Below are 21288 nucleotides of genomic sequence, written 5' to 3' on the forward strand. Positions count from 1 at the left end.
GATGAGGTGATGCCTTCTGTTGAGTTCGCCCTCAAGTGTGTGACGTTCGACGTTTCCTGCATCGATATTCTATCCACCGACGAGGTCTGTCCCCCAGGGGAGAACATCCACTTCGGTTCCCTGACTCCAGGTCTGAGTGCCGGGGGGAATCAACAAACTGCAGTTGGCTTCCACGGTGGACCTCAAATCCGCCGAACCCTTCCAGGGAGCCGGCTGGACCCACACCCCTGCTTCACTGATGGTGACTTGAGCAGGAAACCAGGTCTGCCGGTCACTCCGATGTTCGAACGCAGACTTCAGTCTGGCCCTGCACAAACGTGGACCGGCGGGGGTCAGTCCGAGGAATTCCCGCACTGCTGTCCGCACGAACAACTCGAAGCAAACCATACTGCTCACGGGATTTCCCGGCAACCCGAAGACATAACAGGGGCCAGTCTCTCCACCGCCGTCCCGTTTTCCGAACCAGACCGGCTTGCCCGGTTTCATCGCCACTTTATGGAAGACTTCCCGGACACCGGCCTGCTTCAGTTCGCTGGGAACCAGATCCGCTTCCCCGGCCGAGACACCTCCGGAGAGACAGAGGAAATCACACTTCAGGCCGCTGGCGATTTTCGTCCGCAGGTCTCCCCGGTCATCTCGAGCGATGCCGATCAGCTGAGGTGTCGCTCCCAGGTGAATCACCTGAGCCATCAGCATGATGGCGTTCGAATTCCGGATCTGTCCCGGCCCGGGAGTCTGGTCGATTTCCACCAGCTCGTCCCCGGTTGCCAGGATGCCGATGGTCGGCGGACGTCGAACAACTGGCGAGGCATGTCCGGTCTCAGCGAGCAACGCAATCTCCTGAGCACGGATGAGTGTGCCGCTTCTCAGGATCACTTCCCCCGCCCGCATCGACTGACCGCGAGGAAGGATGTTTGCCCCCTGCCCCACCGGTCGGGGGGGCTGAATTTCCACCGAATCGGTCTCGCTGTGAAGCGTTGTCCATTCGACGGGGATGACAGCCGTCGCTCCCGCGGGAACCGGGGCGCCTGTCATGATTCGAATGGCACCTCCGGGTCGGACAGCCTGCTGAGCCGTCTGTCCAGCGAAGACATCTTCGATCACTTTGAGTGTCGTGCTGTCGGATTGCAGGTCTTCCACGCGGACCGCGTAGCCATCCATCATCGATTTATCAAATGGGGGCGAATCGGTTGTGCTTACCACATCTTCAGCAAGCACCGTCCCGACCGCTTGAACGAGGGGGACGGGACAGGCTTGGGTGCGAGCGACCGTCTCGGCAATCTGTTGCCACGCCTGCTCAACCGTCAGCATGAAGAAGTCCAGAGTGAGGAGTCGAGAGTCCAGAGCCAGTGTACAGACAGGACGCTTTTTCAGTTTTGAATTTGTTTCGAATTTCGAATTAGGTACTTCGAATTTCATCCAATCCCGGTGCGGTTCCCTGCGGGGTCGATCAGCCAGAGCCAGTCGTCGAAAAGAAACTCGAAGCGGATCGCCAGCAGTGCAATCCGTCCCATGACCGTGTAACCGAACGCAGCTCCGAACGTGATCATCAGCACCCAGATCCCGACCTGGGAAATCTTCCCCACTGCCCCGGTGTGCTCGATCGAAAAGAAAAAGTACACCAGTGAAGCGAGTACGCAGACCACCAGCAACAGGTGCTGCACGCTGGTCCAGAACTCGAATTTTCCTGCCTCCACAACCACTACCGGCTCGATGGTGTTGCGGATCTGGCTGAGAAAGTCGGCCTGCAGAAAGCCCACCAGACGAATCCCCGCTGTCGAACCGATGATGAATGCCAGCGGCCAGCGGGCAATCCAGGCTCCCTTCGGAGAGAGACGCCACAACAGCATGAACCCCAGAACCAGCGGGATCAGGTACAGCCACCACGTTTCGTCCCGCACGGGAGACATTCCGGGCACGGCCCAGGACTGAATCCATGCCGGCCAGATCTTCGCCAGCAGGCTGGGAACCATCACCGTCCAGAATCCGACCACCATATAGTACGCCGCCGAAACACCGACAAAGATCGACTCCGCCAGCTTGTAAAACGGGTTGTCTTTGTAAAGGAAAGAAAAGACCGACAGCGTCAGGAACGCAGCAATCCAGACCCCCAGCGTTCGGGGAAAGCTGTAAACGGCCTGCCCTGCCAGTGCATCGTTGTAGGTGGCCCCGCTGACTCGCCCGTTCAGTTCGGTGACATAGCTGGACCCGGCTCCGACAAAGACGGCCCGGTAGAGCAGCCAGAGTCCAAACACCAGCCACAACACAGCCCAGACTTTGGAAAGTCTGGGCGATTCCGGGTGTGGCAGCGCGTCAGTCAACTTTCGTCTCTCCACCGCATGCGACTGTGATACTGACCGGTTGAGCGACACACTTCAGCGTGTCAATCAACGAATTGATTTACAAACCGAACGATTTCCGCAGGACGTCTTCGCGAACTCCACCGAAGTGATGCACTCTGCCGGTCTCGACATTATGCAGGACAATCTCCGCGGGACTGAAGAGATGCGGATCCATCTTGTAAAAGTCCCGGCCCGCTGCTTCAAACAATTCGAGAAACGGCCGACCATGCATGGCGGATCCGCTGGACGGGATGCGCGGCCCCAGTTCACGAATCGATTCATCATCGCCGTTGACCCACAGCGTGACCCGACCGCCATAAAGAATGGCGTCGTTCGTCCGGCCGATCGCAGTAATATCGTCTTCAGCGACTGGAGAAATCGGAGCCCAGCCAGCTGCCGACTCCACCCGGTTGACGTCGAATTTCAGTTCGAACAGCTTGTGCATGGCGGTTTCCACGCAGCGGGCAATCACCTGCATATTGCCGGCAATGCTCGCTGTCGGAGCGACTAATAGCGCGACATGATCTGCGGAAACGCCGCAGGCTTTGGCAACGTATTTGACCACATCGGGCCCGGGAATTCTGCCCGATTCCAGCACTCCGACCACGCCGTAACCCGCTTCTTTATATTCGAGTTTCTTGAACAGCTCTTCCTGCCCTGCTGCTGCCCGCATCGGACCCGAGGCCATGGCAAAGTAGTTCTTCGTGCTGAGTTTCCAGCCGGCATATTGGCTCAGCAGACACGCTTCGACCGGGTTGTCGGTCTGCGAGGATAGCATCGGCCAGCCGATGCTATCGAGCGTTCCGGGTGCAATCGTGAACTCGGCGAGCCCGGACGTGCAGACTTCTGCAAGCGCCAGTCCTGCTGCCAGACTTCCCGCAGCTTCAATCCCAAAATCGAGGACGATGCCGGGGCCAGACTCTTCGACAGGTTCAATACGAAGTTCGTCCAGCTGCGCGAGCAGCTGATGCACGAGATCCCAGGCGAGATCGTTGAGAGACCCACTGTTCTGTTCTTCTTCAACCACAATCAGGATCCAGACAAGAATTGATGAGGCGTTGCCTCTGTTCGTTTAAGGTTGATGGTTGAAGGTTTAAAGTCGACCGAGAATGGTTTGGAGAGTTTGTTCTCAACCTTAAACCATCAACCTTCAACCAGTTTTCTCACTTCATTCTTCAACGACGGAATCACCGAGATTCCGTTCCCGCCGACTGCTGTGCTCTTCCCCTGCCAGTCCATGAAAACTCCGCCCGCTTCTTCCACAATCGGAATCAGTGCCGAGGCGTCCCACTCCGCCAGCAGCGGATCAACCATGATCTCGGCCCGGCCGGTCGCAACTAGCATATGCCCGTAGCAGTCTCCCCAGCCGCGCGAGAGTCGACTTTGTTTCGAAAGCGTCTCCAGCACGTCCATTCGTTGGATCTGCTGGAAACCCTCAACAGCGGTGTAACAGAAAAGTGACTCGGCCAGCGGCTTGGGTGTGGCGACCTGAGCACGGACGGCGGGACGTCCATCCCGCTGCCACCAGGCCCCCCCTCCCCTTCTGGCATAAACGACTTCCCGGACTGCCGGCAGTCGACAGATTCCAGCGACGTTCTCACCCTGATGCTGCAGGCCGATCAACATCCCGAACAGCGGCGTCCCGTGCACGAAGGACTTCGTCCCGTCTACCGGGTCCAGAATCCAGCGGAATCCACTGGTCCCGGTCGTCTCTCCGAACTCCTCTCCCAGGACGGAATCCTCAGGATACCGGGTCAGAAGTTCGCGTCGCAGAAGGTCCTCTGCCCCACGGTCGGCAGCGGTGACCGGAGACTGGTCCGATTTCAGGTCGACGTGAAGTTCGGTATCCAGGTAGTACCCCATCACCAGCTGTTCAGCCCGCGCCGAAGCAGCTAACGCAAATTGGAGTCGGTCTTCGAGGACAGCCGGGTCAACCATATTCAACAGAAGTGCAAAGGGTGAGAATGGATGCGGCTGAAGCGTAGCGCACGTACACCCGGGAATCAAGGAGCGACGCGGTTCCGGGAGGATTTATCAGAAATGCAAACGGTCCGACCTGAAGTGATCGGACCGTGATGGTGAACTGGGCCCCTGCAGGCACTGGCTGCGCTAGGCAGCGGCAGACTACTTCTTGCCCCCCGGACTCGGTCTGCGTTTGAGATACTGCTGGATAATATCGTCAGCCATCTTGGGAGCTTCCTCTTTGGCTTTCGCTTCAGCAGTTTTCTGGTCACCGCCCGCAGGTGCGGCGGGCTTCGGCGCAGGCGCCTTTGCTCCGGTCTCTTCAGGGTTCGGGAGCTTGAGCCCAACTTCCGGAACCTTGGAGGCCACTGCGACCGGTTCTGGTTCAGGAATAGGCGCAACCATTGGGGCGGTCGGCATTTGCATCGGGGCCTGAGGGTAGGCACCGGGCATGGGATAGCCCATCGGCTGCGGAGGATACATGCCGGGATAGCTCTGGTACCCGTACGGCATCATTTGCTGCGGATAGCCCATGGGAGGTGGATATCCCATCTGAGGATACCCAAGTGCCGGCTGCATCGGCATTTGCATTGGATTTGCAAACTGCGTATCCCCCGGAGGAGGCTGCATCAGCGGATTGAACGGGACCGTGTCGACCACTGGAATGTCGACCAGTGTATCTGTGGCCGCGGGGATTTCGTAAGAAGACTCCGGTTCCCCAACGGCTGGGGCGGCTTCCGGCTTGCCGGTTTTGGTTTCGCTTTCCAGCTGGAGTTCGGCGGCCGTCTCCATGGACGTGTCCCGGATTTGAATCTCGAACTCGATCTTTCCGATCGAGACGATGTCACCGGGGTTGAGCATCACTCCCCCGCGGATCCGCTCCCCGTTGACGAGTGTGCCGTTTGTGCTGCCGAGATCGCGGAGACGAACCGTGAATTCGTCCACTGTAAAAACGCAGTGATGACGGCTGACGGTGTCGCTGTTGGGGCGAAGGTGGCAATCTTCTTCGCGACCGATCAGGAATTTTCCTTCCGGGAGGGGAATAAGACTCCCCGCCTGTTTCCCGGAAACGACTTTCAATTCGGCATGCCGCATCGATGTCTACTCCATCTTCCGGACGACACATTGCTGCCAATTCGCGTCAATGCGATTGCGCCGGCAACAGTCTTTGGGGAAATCCGGGCGTGGGGATCCGCTTAAGAAAAAAGCTGGAACCCGAGATTTGGTTTTCTGGAGAACAGATCCTCATGGACTCAGAAACAGGAGACACGCAGGAAGATGCGAAATGACTTGATATAAAGTAGAATGACTCCCAGAATATCTCGATAGCGAACCGATGTCAAAGTCGACATGTGAATTTCTCTGCCAGAATTTCGACGAAACTTGACAAATTCTCAAAATTTCAAAGACCTCGGGACCGGCAGGATCTTGCATTGAAATGCTGCAAACCCAGCTTCTCTGCACATCTTCCAGCTTGCTTCCCCGGCCGTATTGACCCCGTCCGGCAATCAAAATAAACTTTTCCGTATTGGCAGGTTGCGGCGACTCTGCAGCCTGCGTCGAATTTTTCAGCATGATCACGGGTACGGCACCAGCAATTCGCGGGCCTTCCATGCCACTGGATGGGCGTCGAAGCGAGCGAATTTGCGGGCCTTTTCAGGATGGTGATCGTCGATGGAGTGATGTTCCAGCGTACTGGAGCTGTCTCTGGCGGCGGTCTCCGTGGAAACGTCTGGACTGAAGACATGGATTTCTTTGATCGTCTCGGTGAGCTGTTTACGGGGTTCACCGCCCTGCTGGAACGCATCATTCGCGGGATGTTTGGCTCATCCAACGAACGTGCTATCCGCAATATTGGGTTCATCCGTGAGCGGGACGGATCCAGCCGGGTCATTCCAGGCAGCGTCCTCGACCGGATCAATCAGCTTGAACCCGAAATGAAAAAGCTCACCGAAGGTGAGTTACGGGCCACCACAGACAAACTCAAAAAGCAGATTGCCGACGGTAAGACCCTGGAGCAGGTGCTCCCCGAAGCGTTTGCAGCCGTGCGGGAGTCCGGCGTCCGCAACCTGCAGATGCGGCATTACGATGTCCAGATGGTCGGGGGCTATATCCTCAATCAGGGCAAGATTGCCGAGATGGTGACCGGGGAAGGAAAAACGCTGGTCGCTTCCCTGCCCGCTTATCTCAACGCCCTGAAAGGCAAAGTGCACGTCGTCACGGTCAACGACTATCTCGCCAAGCGCGATATGGAATGGATCGGCCCGCTGCACATGGGACTCGGACTGACGATGGGAGCCATTCAGTCTCACATGCGTCCGCACGAACGGCAGAAGGAATACGCTGCGGATATCACCTACGGAACGAATAACGAATTCGGCTTCGATTACCTTCGCGACAACATGAAGCCGACCGCCGACCTGCAGGTGCAGGGGCCGCTGGATTTCGCCATCGTCGACGAAATCGATAACATTCTGATCGACGAGGCCCGGACTCCGCTCATTATCTCGGGCCCGGCGCACGATGACGTCACCAAGTACCCCAAAGCAGACCGTATCGCCCGTCAGCTGGTGCGTGACGTCGACTTCGAAGTCAAAGAGAAAGAGCACACCACTCACCTCACCGATGAAGGGGTCCGCAAAGCCGAACACCTGGCCGGCGTCGAGAGTTTCTACTCTGCCGGGAACATGGAATGGCCCCATCTGATCGATAACGCCCTGAAGGCGCACTACCTCTACAAGCGGGATGTGAACTACGTCGTCGAACAGGGCGAAGTGGTGATCGTCGACGAGCACACCGGACGAAAGATGCACGGTCGCCAGTGGAGCGACGGGCTGCATCAGGCCGTGGAGTCCAAGGAAGGGGTGCGGGTGAAAGAGGTTTCACAGACCCTGGCGACCATCACTCTGCAGAATTACTTCAAGCTGTACAAGAAGCTCTGCGGCATGACCGGAACGGCCATGACCGAGGCCAATGAGTTCTACAAGATCTACGGTCTGGATGTGGTAGCTGTCCCCACCAACCGCCCGATGAAGCGCATCAACTACCATGATGTGATCTATCGCTCTGAGCCGGAGAAATGGAAGGCGGTCATCGAAGAGATCGTCGAAGTCCACAAGACCGGCCGGCCGATCCTCGTGGGAACAGTCTCGATCGAGAAAAGCGAACGTATCTCGGCCATGCTGGATAAGCGCGGCATCAAGCACAGCGTGCTCAACGCGAAGTTCCATGAACGTGAAGCCGAATTCGTCGCTCAGGCAGGCCGTCTGAATGCGGTGACGATCGCCACGAACATGGCGGGTCGTGGGACCGACATCATTCTGGGCGGGAACGCAGAGCATCTCGCCTGGGAAACGCTCAAGCATAAGTACGCTTCCCGACTTGATGTCCCCAAGCGGGAGTGGGACGAACTGGCCGATGAGATCGCCCAGAAAGAAGGCATGAAGGCCGACGGTCGCAAGGTCGCTGAACTGGGCGGGCTGCACGTCATCGGCACCGAACGGCACGATTCCCGCCGCATCGACCTGCAGCTGCGCGGTCGGTCGGGACGTCAGGGTGACCCGGGATCCAGTCGGTTCTTCCTGTCACTGGAAGACGATCTGATGCGGATCTTCGCCGGTGATAAAGTCAAAGCGATGCTCACCTGGCTGGGGATGCAGGAAGGGGAATCGATCGAACATCCGATGGTCTCCCGGCAGATCGAGAAGGCTCAGAAGCGGGTCGAAGAACGCCACTTCGAGTCCCGTAAGAACCTGCTCGAATACGACGAAGTCATGGACTTCCAGCGTAAGGAAGTTTACAGCTACCGCCAGCGGATTCTCGATGGCCAGAACTGCCGAGAGTTGATCCTCGGCATGCTCGACAAACAGGTTGAGAAGTGGTCCCTGCAGTTCCTGCAGCCGCAGTACCGCTGGGAGACCGCTGCCGCCTTTGCCGGTCAGAGCATGGGACTGGTCATCGACTGGCAGGACGTTCGCGACATGGACAAAGACCAGATGGTCGAGTTCATGACCCGCGAAGCCCAGCGGCAGGCGGAAAGTGCGATCGAAGATCAGCTGGATGAAAATCTTTCCAAGGATCTCGACCAGCGGGAATGGAACTGGCAGACCCTGGCCAACTGGGCCAATCATCATTTCGGCCTGAACACCAACGACCGTGAACTTCGTAAAGTGGCACGCGGAGAACAGGCGGAAGGAGAATTTGATCGGGATGAAGTTGCCCGTTATCTCGCACAGCGGGCAGAAGAGTCGATCGCCCGTGTCGACTTCTCGCCGCTCGATCTGATCCTCGCGGACGACTTCGGCCATAAGCAGCTTTCCGGTTGGCTGCGTCATCACTTCGGGGTCGAGATGTCTCCGGAGGAAATCGGCAAATTCGAGACGCCTGCGCAGGCAATCCCTGAAGTGCAGGCTCGTGTCCGCGAACGTTACCACGAACGTGAAATCCGCTTCCCGGTCCTGGTGGGAATGAATAAGTATCTCGGCAGCGGGCACGCTGACCGCGAAGGCCTGATTCAGTGGGCCAATGATCGCTTCCAGACTCACCTGACGGAAGAGGATTTCAAGGAGAAAGAACGGCCGCAGGTTGCTGAAATCCTGATCAATCGCAGCCGGGCCGCCTATCCGTCGACTGAAGACTTTGCCGAGCTGCAGCCGGTTCTGGCCGAAACGTTCCAGAACGAAAATGGCTCATCTCATCGCAACGGCTCGATGGCCAAATTCGTGACGGTGATGCGAGACAAGTTCCATATCCGCATCGACCCCCAGGAACTTGCCAAGCTCGATGACAAAAAGGCGCAGCAGCTCTGCCTGCAGAAGATTGACGACCTGTATCGTCCGGAACTCGGACAGGCGGAACGTTACCTGCTGCTGGAAATGCTCGATCACGCCTGGAAAGAACACCTGTACTACATGGACCACCTGCGGTCCGGGATCGGGCTGGTCGGCTATGCCCAGAAGGATCCGAAGGTTGAGTACAAGCGAGAAGGGATGAAGGCCTTCGAACAGATGTGGGACCGCATTGCGGAACAGTCGACATCGGCCGTGTTCCGGCTGGAGACGGAGAGTTCGCCGCAGTTCCTGGAATCGCTGTGGGCAAACGCTTCGGAGCAGCACTCCCAGGCACGATCGGCTGCTGAGGAATATCAGGCCAGCGGTCCTGGAGAGAACGGGGCCGAGCCGGGTCAGGAAGCGAAGGCGGTTGAGCCGATTCGGAACTTCGATGCGAAGGTCGGCCGCAATGACCCCTGCCCTTGCGGGAGCGGGAAGAAGTACAAGAAATGTCATGGAGCTGACGCCTGAGACGAGCTTCACGGCAGGGTGGGCGTCATATCACCTGCAATCATCGTACCGGCACTCAGTGAACACGTTTCATTGAGTGTCGGTTTTTTTGTTGGGGGCCTGTTTTTCGTCGTGGAACGTCGAATTTCTGGGTGGTCGATATCTCGTTTTATGAGACGCAAGTGTCTCGTTTATAACGGTTTATGATTCAGTGGGATATCAAGGGAAATTTCTGCGTCCCGCATAAAATGTCGTTGACGTATGGTCATCTCGGCTTAGAATCGATGAATCTTATGCGAATGAATCGCTGTGGGTAGTCGTTTTCTCATTCGGCTTTCGCCGATGGCGGTTGCTCGTCAAAAGGCCGCCATTTCTCGCTTCTCTATATCACGTTTTGACCCTAGGAGCCCTGACCATGGTGTCCAACCCACTTGTTTCGCGCAGAAAAAGATCGTACGCGAATAAATCGCAGCCAAATGGATTTACGCTCATCGAACTGCTCGTCGTGATCGCCATCATCGCGGTCCTCATTGCACTGCTCCTCCCCGCTGTCCAGCAGGCACGCGAGGCCGCCCGGCGATCTCAGTGCAAGAACAACCTCAAACAGATCGGCCTGGCTCTCCACAACTACCACGATAGTTCCAATAGCTTCCCGATCGGTTCCCGTCGCGACTCTAATGGCGACTTTGGGGTTTCCTGGTGGGTCGGACTCCTGCCCGGCCTGGATCAGAGCGCTATCTACAATCAGTTCAACTTTACGATCCCCGCAACCGGGTACGGCGCAGGGAATAATGGGACGCTGATCGGCCAGGCGGGAGTCATCCCGGTCATGTCCTGCCCGTCCTCCACAATGGGACAGCCGACTTCATGGGAGAAGCGTTCTTCTTACATTGGCATCTCCGGCGGAACTCCCACAGCTGCGTTCCCTGAAAGCCGTGTGAATAACAATGCTGCCAACTGCTGCAGCGACCGGGGTTCCTCGGGAGTCGGAATCTCCGCTGCCGGGGGGATGCTGGTTGCTAATGAAGTTCGCAGCCTTCGCGATGCGTCAGACGGATCGTCGAACACGATCCTGGTGGGTGAAGCGGGCGGCAACCTCATTTCGTCCAACACCACCATGACGACAGCGATTGCCACGCAGCATCCTCACACGATCTCCGGCAACCGCATTTTCATCGGAGGTTCGGGACCGCATTCGTGGGCGATGGGGACGCACGGTGGCGAAGGACCGCTCCCGAGTGAACGTACCTTCAACATCACGACGGTTCGGTATGCCCCGAATTCAGCCAACTACGACCGCGAAGGGATTAACGTGAACTTCGGGCCGAACAACCCACTGAATTCCGCCCACACGGGCGGAGTGCATGCTGTTTTCGGCGACGGTCACGTCTCGTTCCTGAGCGACAACATCAATCTGGACACCCTGCGGCACCTGGCCATCCGCGACGATGGCGTGGCACTGGGTGAATTCTAGGGCGGTTCAACACAGGAGGCGCGAAGTACAAAGGAGCGCTCAGGCAGTTTCAGGCTCCGGCGTCCTTCGCTGCCTCTTGAGTTTTGTTCAGACCCGGAAGCACATGAAAAACAACGAGGGGATTCACATGCATCTCAGAACTCTACTCTCAATGGGCCTGATTGCCGCTTCGTGTGTCGGATGTGCGGCAAAGGTCGAACAGATCGGAGGGATCACCGGCAAAGCGGAAGCGGGGGGGAAGCCCCTGCCCGAGCGGACGACCTTGACGTTCTACTCGCAGCAGGCCGATTCGAACTTCACCGCTTATGTCGATGCTCAGGGAAACTACCGGTATGTTCCCGCACCGGAGATTCCGGTCGTTCTGGGGAAATATAAGGTGGCCATCTCTCCGCCAGCGCCGCAGACCATTAACAAAGACGGGTTGTCACTTCCCGATCCAAATTGGAAGCCGGTGAAGATTCCTAACTTCGACAAGAAGTACCAGAAGAAGGAAACGACTCCGCTGGAGGTGGAACTGACCAGTTCCCAGGAAACCTTCGATATCAAGATTTAACCCGGCCGCAGTCAAGCGATTCAGGGCGAAGGGCAGGATTGGGGAGACGGTACGCCGGATCCAGTCCTGTCCTTCTTTTTCGTTCAGGTCAGGCTGCGGACAGACGACGTCGTGCTGACTTTCTCTTGCGGATCAACTCTTGAAATAGCCCAGGCTGTGCAGCGTCGTGATGACAGCGATGCATGTAAAGAAGGTTCCAGCCAGCGACAAAGCTGCCCGGCGCCACCAGGAAGGCTGAATTTCCTTCGGCAACAGCAATGAATTGATTGCCAGCACGTGAAAACAGCTGAAGCCGAGTGCGTAGTTGTAAAGATTCGTTGTCCAGACCAGCAGCCGGTCCGGCTTGGCCACGTTCAGAAGGACCAGTGCCGTCAGACCGTACATGCAGAGTGATCCGAAGTAGAGCTTGCCGATCCAGTGGGTGTCGAGCTTTCGCAGATGGGAGCTGGCTGTCCAGTACACGTCGATCCAGCGGCGCAACGCCCCATCCATCGTGACAATCGCCGACGTGGTGAGGATCAGAAATCCGCAGAAGAGCGTGAGCCCCCAGAAGAGCGGACCCATCGTCTCGCCGACGGCTTTGGCCACGCCATCCGCAGTCATGCCGGCGGCCAGCCATTGATCCTTCAGCAGAACCCCTCGCGGAAGAAACTGCATGGAGAGCATGCTCGGAAGTGCCATTCCGAAAAAGCAGGCGGGCAGCCAGACCAGAATCTGCTCCCGATGCACATGACGCATCCAGCCATACCAGCTGCGGAGAGAGTCTGCGGTGATCTGAAAGACCTTACCCACATGGGAGAGCTGAATCGACCGACCGCCAACGATGCTGGGAATCGCTCCCACCGACTTCCCCATTCCCCACCCTTGATCCCTGGTGAAGTTGCTGATGGGGGTGTTGGTCAAACCTCCATTTCCGGCGATGGCTGCCATGGCGGTGATCATCCCGACAAGGCTCAAATCCAGCGGCGGCAGCGTTTGCCCATGCCAGAGCATCCACGGGACATTCAATAGCTGCGAGGGGCCATCCGGAGTGGCCGGTTGAAACGGCAGCGTTCCGAAGCTGACAAAGCCGATTGCAATTTCACGCCAAGTGTCCCAGGTGGAGAAGCCCAGCGCCAGGAACATGAGGAACCCCATGACGAGCACCAGCTTCCCGGTCATCAGATACTTCAATGAGCTGTAGACTTTGCCGCCGAAGATCAGCGGAAGCATCGTGAGGAGCAGAATGCCACATCCGGCGATTCGCAACAGCAGCCCGTCCGTCTTCAGATCGGGAAGGCGTCCCAGGTACATGGCGAGTAACGGCACAGCTGCATTCGAGCACAGGTACGGGAGAAACGAGCCGAAGTCGAGCAGCAGGTACAGGAAGGGCCAGAAGAAGGGGCCGGGAAACGTCCGGAACTTGCCGGTGAAAATCGGTTCCCCGCAATACAGCGTGTAGCGGCTGATCTCGATGTTGTAAAAGACCTGCCCCAGAATGCTGAGTGTCGCCAGCCAGAGGAGTGCTCCTCCGTATTTCGCTGTCACCACGGGACCGGTCAGCCACTCCCCTCCCCCGACCGCTGCCGCTCCGAGGACCAATCCGGGTCCGAGCAGCATCGGGAGTTGACGCCAGCCGAAATGAGGTGCGTCGCCGAGCGTCCCGGTCGTCCATTGCGGCATTTTCTTCGACCCCGGATAAGGGGCCTGCCACGTCGCGTTTTTTCCGTGATCTGCGTTTTCATCACGTTCTTCGATAACTGCATTCGACATGCGGAATTACCCGGTCTGCTGAAAGGAGTTCGTGCGAAGTTCCGTTCTCCTCCGGTCAGCCGGTGGGGCGAGTTTCCCCGGGATCGGCAATCAGGGACAGGAAAGCGGGCCTCGATTCAGTCATTCCGCCTCCGCTAAGCGACAGGCAGCGAACCTGCCCACTTTTTCAAGTCTGCGGGACGATCGCAAGCCAACGGAGCCGATTTATGCGTAAAAGGACGAAGAACTTTGGTCAGTCAGCGACAGATTTCGCGGATCAGGCGAGAAAATCGCCTTGGCGAAGCGGATGAAATACGGAATTGAGCTTCGAAAATAGAGTCCAGGCGGTTTCGTGAGATTCTCTGGTGCGAGAGCGATCGGGCGAGAAATCCCGCTCGCTCGTCGCCACATTTCCCGGAGACAGAGGTCAGCCCGCTTTCTTTGAGCGGGACGCTCCTGCCTGACGGGGAACCGACTTCCAGCGTCGATGCACCCAGAAGTACTGCTCGGGAGAGCGTCGAACTGCTCGTTCAAGGGCATTGGTGAAACGACGGGTCACCTCGTGTACCTCGTCGTCCGCCTGAATCTCGGCCACGTCAATGACCTCTTCGCACCCGATCTCAAACCGGGACCAGCGGGCTTCGTTGAAATCGTCCATCACGCGCCGCCCGTAGCCGACCACGATCAGCGCTTTCGCTTCCAGTGCCATCAGCGCGATTGAACGAAACGTGGATGCGGGCCGTCCGAGGAAATTTACGAAGACTCCCCGCTTCCCTGCATCCTGATCACAGAGCAGCCCCAGATTCCCGCGCGCCTGCAGGATTTCAGCCATGCCGTCCCATCCGCCGTTCTTCAACAGCAGCTGATGACCGGTCTGCTCCCGGGAAGCCTGAAACCACTTCTGCAGATACGGATTATCCAGTTTGCGGGCGACGATCCCCATCTGGAAGCCGAACACACCAAACGTGGCGGTCGACGCTTCCCAGTTTCCGAAGTGACCGCCGACCATGAAAATCGGCCTGCCGGAATTGATCGCTTTCACGCTCGCGCGGCGATTGCGAAAGACCATCACGTCCCGGCAATTCTCCAGACGAAGCTTGCGTGGGAACTGGATGATCTCCCCGACCATGCGAAAGAGATGCACCCACATGCGGCGGATCAGCTCATCGATCTGGGCGGGGGAATACTCCTCCCCGAAGGCATGGGTCAGGTTTTCGCGGGCAAGGTCGTATCGACTCCACTTGCGAGGAACGATCGTCATCATGACCCACGCAAGGAAGTTCGCCAGGCGGGCGATCTGGCGGGGCGAGAGCATTTCCACTACGCATGCGAACAGGCGAAAGCCGATGTATTCCGCCCTCCACCGCGCCTGCTCAAGTGTCATGATGAACGTCCCTGTGCGTGACGAACGACGCTTCCCGTGACGTCGCCCGGAGATCCCCGATCAGCGGGCGATTTTCGCTCGAACCGCCCCCATAGGTCAACAGCGGTTCGTTGAGAGTTGAGCGTTGTCTGACTGCTGATAGCTGACAATTCCGTCAGATCACGTTTAGCTGCACACTTAAAGTGTGCAGCTAAACGTTGTATTGATTTTCAACGGAGGAGAATCGCCGGTCAGATGATTCGCCGAACCCACAACCGGGCTTGGACGCTTACTTCGTCCGCTTGCGGTCTGTCTTCTTCGCAGGAGCGGGGACTTTCTTGGTCACTTTGCGGACTGCGGCAGCGGGTTTCGCCTTTCCGCTGACGGCCCGTTCAGGGGCCTTCTTCGCAGGCTTTTTTACCGTGACCACTTTCACAGCAGCGGCTGCTTTGGCAGGAGGGGCTTTCGCTGCGGGAGCGGCCGGCTTGGGTTTCTTCTTCTTTTTCTGCGGGTTTTTGAACAGATCCGCGAGCCGGTTGGCACAGGTAAACGGATCGGTCTCGTCCTCACTTGTGGGGGGATCTTCGAAGTGCTCGCGCAGCTCCGGATCAACGGAAACCGACTTCAGCAAATGGCAGAGCAGCACTCCGTCCGCCTTCTTGATGCCTGCTTTGATCTCTTCAGCAGCGGTCTCGCCGTCCATCCCGGCATCGGCGAGTCCCAGCCACTGCAGAAGCAACAGAGCCGAGTGGTCGATGGGGAGAACATGTGCCCCCAGAACATGCTGGACGACGTATCCCCGCACAAACGGTGTCTGATAGGGAATCTGCGCCAGTTCCTTGACCGCCTGTTCCTGTGTCTTGCGTTTCAGGAATTCCAGGTCGAAGGCGTAAAACTTTTCGAAGACATGCTGTAGGGCTTCACGAATGCGGAGAGCTTTCCAGTCTGCGCCGCGCAGGTCGCCCAGGGCTTCTTCGATCTGCGAGACGGAGCTGACCCGGATTTCGTTCATATCGAAGAACGGTTCGAGCAGCTGGGTATAGGCTGCATCAGCTTCTTCGCTGCCGACGTCTTCGAGACAGATTGCATAGAGCAGAGTTTCAAATGCTGGACGGTTCTGCTTGGGCACCGAGCCGCCAAATCGGCGTTTCATCTCGGTGATGAGCTTCTTCAAAATCGTCTGCTTGTCTGCTGCCTTAAGGGATTTGGCAGGCATCAATGCCTCCCGCGCTAATGCTGGGTGATCTGGTGATAAAGTGGAAAGTTCGCAGATTTCAGGAGCCGGTCTCTGCGCAGAGAGCCGGGTCGCAAAGAGCTGATCGTTTCCGGGACATCATTCTTCTTCGCCGCCGTCCTCTTCTTCCTCATCGTTCAACAGGTCTTCATCATCGAGTGTCTCATCTGGATCGGTGGGGGGCTGAATCTCCCGGAGCAGTCGTGAGACTTCAATGCTTTTCTTGATCCCGTGATCGACGATGAACGTGAGCACGGGGGTCAGCCGCAATTGGAGCTCGTCGGCGATTCTGGATTGAATCCAGCCTCGTGCCGCTTCGAGTCCCTTCATGGAGAGGATTTCTGTTTTCTCATCCCCCAGGATGCTGACATAGACCTTGGCTGTGCGCAGGTCTGAGGGGACTTCGGTTCGCAGCACGGTGACGTTCTTCACGCGTGGATCGCGCAGCTCGAACAGGATCGCGGTGCTCACGACCTGACGAATCGCTTGCGCCACCTTGGCTGTCCGGCGTGATGACATACTCGTTCCGATAATCCGTTTTCAGTGGGCTGTTGACTGGCGATGATTGAAGGCAATGCGACAGGAATCTGACCTCCCCGCACGCACGCTCCCTTGCCCGGGGAGCGGCGTTGGATGCGGTCGGTTTATTCTTCCAGGGTCCGCTTGCGTTCTTCAATCTTGTAAGCTTCCAGCAGATCCCCTTCCTTGACGTCATTAAAGCCGTCCAGGCGGATTCCGCATTCGAAGCCTTCACGCACTTCACGCACGTCATCCTTACCACGCTTCAAGGAAGCGATGGCGTAATGGTTGAGCACGGTCTGGTCGCGAATCACGTGCACGCGGTTGTTGCGGTCGATCGTTCCGTTGAGGATTCGGCATCCTGCAACAGTCCCGACGCGGCTGATTCCGAATGTCTGCAGAACCAGGGCCCGGCCGGTGGCGACTTCCACCTTCTCCGGTTCCAGCAGACCTTCGAGTGCCTGCCGGATGTCGTCGGTGACGTTGTAAATGATGCGGTAACGGCGGATCTCCACACCTTCCTGAGCGGCCAGAGCTTCTGCACGGTCTTCGGCGATCACATGGAATGCGACAACAATCGCGCCTGTCGAGGCAGCGAGATAAACATCGCTTTCGTTGACCCCACCGACACCGGTGTGCAGGATCTTGATCCGGACTTCCGGGTGGTCGAATTTCTCGAGTTCGCCCCGGATCGCTTCCAATGATCCTGGTGCGTCTGCCTTGATGATCAGCGGCAGGTCCTTGACCCCGCCCCCCTGCTTGGAGGCGAAAAATTCTTCCAGCGACATCGGTCCGCCGCGCCCGGACAGTGCCGCGGTGCGTCCACGGGTCCGGCGTTCTTCCGCGAATTCGCGAGCCTGTTCGATGTCGTCCATCACGTACAGGTGATCCCCTGCGCCGGGCACTTCGTCCAGTCCGGCGATCTTCACAGGAGTGGATGGACCTGCTTCCTGAATTTCTTCGCCACGGTCGGTGTACATCGCACGGACACGACCATAGGCCGGACCGCAGAGTACCAGATCGCCCACTCGCAGTGTTCCCATGCGGACAATCGCCCAGGCGATCGGTCCACGGCCTTCGTCGCGGAACGCTTCCAGGCAGACCCCGTCAGCGGGGACACCCACTGGAGTGCGGAAGTCGCTCAGTTCTGCGGTGACCAGCAGGGTTTCCAGAAGTTTGTCGACGCCGGTTCCGACCAGGCCGGAGACGCGGACGACTTCCACATCACCGCCCCACTCCGCCGGGAGAATCCCGTGTTGTGAAAGTTCGGTGAGGACTCGCTGCTCGTTGATGCCCGGGAGATCGCATTTGTTCATGGCGACCACAATGGGAACATTGGCAGCCTTGGCATGGCTGATACATTCCACCGTCTGCGGCATGACGCCGTCGTCGGCAGCCACCACGAGGACGATGATGTCGGTAACGTTCGCTCCGCGAGCCCGCATTTCTCCGAATGCGGCGTGACCCGGGGTGTCGACGAACGTCAGTTTCTGTCCGCCGTGCTCCACCTGATAGGCAGCGATGTGCTGGGTAATCCCCCCTGCTTCGCCCGCTGCCACATTGGTCGTGCGGATGCGGTCGACGAGGGTCGTCTTCCCGTGGTCGACGTGACCGAGGACCGTAATGATGGGAGGTCTTGGAGCAGTTTCCACGTCACCACCCTGAACATCCTGGCTGAGTCGACTGGCGAGCACGTCTTCGAAATCTTCTTCCTGTTCGATCTGCAGATCGACCCCCAGCTCCATGGCAATCTCCAACGCAATTTCTTCGTCGAGGAGATCGTTGATGGTCACCATTTTCCCTTGTGCGAAGAGAATGGTGAGGAGGTCGCGAGCGGGACGGCCGAGTTCTTCGGACAGACTGCGGACGGAAATGGGAGTTGTGATGACCGCGGAGGTTTTGCGCTCCACAGTGCTCGATCCGCGACGCTGCCGTTTGACCGTTTTGAGAATCACGCCTTCATCTTCGTCGGCGCCTCCTTTGGTCTTGGCGCGACGACGGCGACGGGCTTCCCGGGCTTCTTCAAGTCCCAGACCGCGTGCTGCGGCTCCTCGTCCTTTGGCGGGAGTGGCCTTCTCTTCTTCCTCAATTCCGGGGGTCCGGCGAACCGATTCGTCACGGTTCTTCTTGAGAATGTCCGCCAGCTTGTTTTTCTTCAGCACGTCGCCGGTGAGAGCCAGATCCGGCTTGTGGATCGGTTCTTCGGTCTTCTTGGCGACGGTTGGTTTGAACGTCGGAGTGGCCAGCGCGGGGAGTGCGGGACCGCGTTTCTTGTCGCGACGAATGGGCGGAGTATCCACCTGCGTTCTCAGCGGGCGGTCTTCCGTGATTCGTACAGACCCGTGCGGCTTCATTTCACGGATCGGCGAAGCAGCGCGAGTCGGGCTGACGTAGTCCGAACGTGTGATTGGAGCCGGTCGATCGGGAGCGGGGGCGGATTCCGGTTCCACCTTCTCCACTTCGGGTTCCGGGGTGACAGTGGGAGCAGCTTCACTGACAACTTCTGGAACTTCGACGGGGGCTACCGGTTCGGGGGCAGCAAGGACTTCGACCACGGGAGCCGGTTCCGGAGCAGGTGCTTCCGGAGCCGCTTCGACAACAACCGGAGCTGGTGCGGGTTCCGGTTCCGGGGCAGCGATTTCCGGCTCGCTGGCAGGGAGGTCTTTGCGCGGGGGTGGCCGACGCATCTTCATCTGAGCAGAGGCGCTCAGATCGCGGATTTCTCGCCCCTGGAACTCGCGTCGCGGTTCCTCTCGGGCAATCTCCATGCTGGGGGTTGCCGAGACTCCAGCCGATGGCTTGGACTTCAGCGCCTTCAGGTGCTGCATCAGCACATCCCGTTCTGCGGGTGTGATACTGGCCAGCGGCGAGCTTTTGACATCCAGACCGGCATCGTTGCAGTGCTGGATGAGATCTTTGCTGTCAAAACCGAGTTCCTTCGCAAGTGCGAAGATGCGGATCTTCAATCGTCACCCCTCTGAATCTGACCTCTGGTACCGGCCGCGAACCGATGCCGGAGACGCTTTGGCGCGTTCACTCAACAGCGCCGTCATCTCGTGTTTTGTCCCTGCTGACACCATTCCGCGTGGCAGCAACTTCTGCTCCACTCTCATCAGGACCGCTCCAGCTCCGTGCCGGAACCTTCCTCGGATGCGGAATTGTCCACATCCACTTCTTCGGACACTGTGACAGCTCCCTCTCCCGGTTCGGAAGAGTCTGCTTCGACTGCAGCTGTCTCAACTTCGACTGCAACTTCACCGGCTGCATCTTCCAGGCGGTTGCCGGTCATGGCATCCAGCTCGGCGGCTTCACGCTCAACGCGCTTGGCATCCCGCTCAATGGCTTTTCGGCGATCGGTCTCGTGTTCTTCCCGCTCAGCTTCCTTCTCGGCGTACTCCACGACTTCGTCGATTTCGTCGCTGGAGAGGCCGCTCAGCTGATTCAGGTGATCCGGCTCGATGACCGACAGGTCTTCGAAACTGAAGAATCCTTGCGAAACCAGCGACTCCGCCAGTTCCGGGGTGACGTGCGGAACCTGACTGAACGCAGCGACCGAGCGCTCGAGCTGTTCGTCCAGTTCGTCCTGAGTCATCACCTCGATATCCCATCCGACCAGCTTGGAAGCCAGACGGACGTTCTGCCCCTTCTTCCCGATGGCGAGTGAAAGCTGATCTTCCCGGACCAGCACAATCACGCGACCGAGCATCTGACAGAGAATGACGTCTTCCACTTCCGCAGGCTGCATCGCGTTGGGGATGAGGACCTGCAGGGAGTCACTCCAGCGGACGATATCGATCCGCTCACCGTCGAGTTCATCGACGATGGTTTTGATGCGCGACCCGCGAACTCCGACGCAGGCACCGACGCAATCGATATTGTTATCGAAGCACGAAACCGCAACTTTGGAGCGGTAACCAGCTTCGCGGGCCAGTGAACGGACTTCGATAATCCGTTCGGCCACTTCGGGAATTTCGACTTCGAACAGGCGACGCACCAGTTCCGGATGGGTCCGGGAAAGGACGACCTTGATTCGGCTGCCCGCTTTACGAACTTCCAGAACGACGGCGCGAACGCGGTCTCCGACGCGATGGGATTCACCGGGAATCTGCTCGCTGCGAGGGAGGATGGCTTCCACTTTGCCGAGGTTGACCGAAGCGACGCCATGATCGACCCGCACAACAGTGCCGTTGACCAGATGGGTTCGCAACTGGCTGAACTCGTCGTAGAGTGCATCGCGTTCGGCTTCGCGAATTTTCTGAATCATCACCTGCTTGGCGGTCTGGGCCGCGATTCGCCCGAGCAGGTCACCGAGTTCTTCAGGGGGCAATTCGGAGCCGTCGAGAGTCGCACTCACATCGCCGGTGGTCCGGTGAATGTTAATGACGATCTCGCTCTCTTCGCCGTAATGCTTGCGGGCTGCGGAGAGAATGGCCGCCTCAATCCCGCTGAACACGATCTCTTTATCGATGCTCTTATCGCGATGGATGGCGTCAACAATGCGAAGGACCTCAGTGCCATTCATGAGCGTATACTGCCAACGTTTAGGTAAAAAAAAAGAGCGGGTCCAAAGCCCCACTCGCCGTCACTTCACCTGAAATAACCGGCCCCACCCAACAGTCGTCCGAGGAAAAAGTCCCCAAACACCGTTGGTTGTCGAGCACCGGCTGTTGCCAACGCCAATGCCTACATGACGGGCCTTCTCAGCTATTCCGGCCGTAGCCAGACAGGTTTTGTAAATACAACGACGCCTGACTCTCGTGAGTCAGATATAAACAATATGACTCCTGAACGGATGTGTCAAGAATCACGAGCTTTCCGTCTCCGTTGAATC

General features: G+C 58.1%; 14 protein-coding genes. 3 read left to right on the top strand and 11 right to left on the bottom strand.

All coding sequences use genetic code 11. From position 1 onward, the window contains the following. Positions 1-69: 69 nt before the first annotated feature. The 5 genes from SH661x_RS08185 to SH661x_RS08205 all read right to left on the bottom strand — a co-directional run bounded on the left by SH661x_RS08185 (position 70) and on the right by SH661x_RS08205 (position 5399). Entirely contained in the window at positions 70-1311 is a 1242-nt protein-coding gene (locus SH661x_RS08185) for a molybdopterin molybdotransferase MoeA (RefSeq protein ID WP_437229815.1), read from the bottom strand. A 104-nt stretch (positions 1312-1415) separates the two neighbouring features. Further along, positions 1416-2321: a hypothetical protein gene (locus SH661x_RS08190; protein WP_437229817.1), complete on the bottom strand. Its 906-nt coding sequence runs from the start codon at positions 2319-2321 to the stop codon at positions 1416-1418. A 79-nt stretch (positions 2322-2400) separates the two neighbouring features. Continuing rightward, positions 2401-3369, bottom strand: coding sequence for a methenyltetrahydromethanopterin cyclohydrolase (mch, locus tag SH661x_RS08195; protein ID WP_437229819.1), 969 nt, complete (start codon positions 3367-3369; stop codon positions 2401-2403). 116 nt (positions 3370-3485) lie between these two features. Beyond that, a complete protein-coding gene (locus SH661x_RS08200) occupies positions 3486-4280 on the bottom strand; it encodes an inositol monophosphatase family protein (RefSeq protein WP_437229821.1) in 795 nt (264 codons plus the stop codon). 186 nt (positions 4281-4466) lie between these two features. Further along, positions 4467-5399 carry an FHA domain-containing protein gene (locus tag SH661x_RS08205; RefSeq protein ID WP_437229823.1) on the bottom strand — a complete coding sequence of 311 codons (933 nt, stop codon included), beginning with the start codon at positions 5397-5399 and terminating at the stop codon, positions 4467-4469. Positions 5400-6049: 650 nt separating this feature from the next. Between SH661x_RS08205 and secA the strand changes: the two genes are divergently transcribed. The 3 genes from secA (at position 6050) to SH661x_RS08220 (ending at position 11610) form a co-directional block, all read left to right on the top strand. Beyond that, positions 6050-9604, top strand: coding sequence for a preprotein translocase subunit SecA (gene secA / locus SH661x_RS08210; RefSeq protein WP_437231180.1), 3555 nt, complete (start codon positions 6050-6052; stop codon positions 9602-9604). Between the two features lie 394 nt (positions 9605-9998). Then, positions 9999-11057 (top strand): DUF1559 family PulG-like putative transporter, encoded by a 1059-nt coding sequence (locus SH661x_RS08215; protein ID WP_437229824.1) that lies wholly within the window; start codon positions 9999-10001, stop codon positions 11055-11057. 127 nt (positions 11058-11184) lie between these two features. Then, complete coding sequence (locus SH661x_RS08220) at positions 11185-11610, top strand: hypothetical protein (RefSeq protein ID WP_437229825.1); 426 nt, start codon at positions 11185-11187, stop codon at positions 11608-11610. A gap of 132 nt (positions 11611-11742) precedes the next feature. Here SH661x_RS08220 and SH661x_RS08225 read toward each other — a convergent pair whose 3' ends face one another. The 6 genes from SH661x_RS08225 to nusA all read right to left on the bottom strand — a co-directional run bounded on the left by SH661x_RS08225 (position 11743) and on the right by nusA (position 20979). Beyond that, on the bottom strand, positions 11743-13362 hold the full coding sequence (locus SH661x_RS08225) for an Nramp family divalent metal transporter (protein ID WP_437229827.1): 1620 nt from the start codon (positions 13360-13362) through the stop codon (positions 11743-11745). 406 nt (positions 13363-13768) lie between these two features. Continuing rightward, positions 13769-14725: a lysophospholipid acyltransferase family protein gene (locus tag SH661x_RS08230; RefSeq protein WP_437229829.1), complete on the bottom strand. Its 957-nt coding sequence runs from the start codon at positions 14723-14725 to the stop codon at positions 13769-13771. 268 nt (positions 14726-14993) lie between these two features. Beyond that, positions 14994-15920, bottom strand: coding sequence for a hypothetical protein (locus tag SH661x_RS08235; protein ID WP_437229831.1), 927 nt, complete (start codon positions 15918-15920; stop codon positions 14994-14996). A 117-nt stretch (positions 15921-16037) separates the two neighbouring features. After that, positions 16038-16457, bottom strand: coding sequence for a 30S ribosome-binding factor RbfA (gene rbfA, locus SH661x_RS08240; RefSeq protein ID WP_437229833.1), 420 nt, complete (start codon positions 16455-16457; stop codon positions 16038-16040). A gap of 125 nt (positions 16458-16582) precedes the next feature. Continuing rightward, positions 16583-19423, bottom strand: a complete 2841-nt coding sequence (gene infB / locus SH661x_RS08245; RefSeq protein WP_437229835.1) for a translation initiation factor IF-2 — start codon at positions 19421-19423, stop codon at positions 16583-16585. 146 nt (positions 19424-19569) lie between these two features. Next, entirely contained in the window at positions 19570-20979 is a 1410-nt protein-coding gene (gene nusA / locus SH661x_RS08250) for a transcription termination factor NusA (protein ID WP_437229837.1), read from the bottom strand. Positions 20980-21288: the final 309 nt, after the last annotated feature.

Origin of the sequence: Planctomicrobium stercoris (assembly GCF_051465655.1) — a bacterium.
Lineage (GTDB): Bacteria > Planctomycetota > Planctomycetia > Planctomycetales > Planctomycetaceae > Planctomicrobium.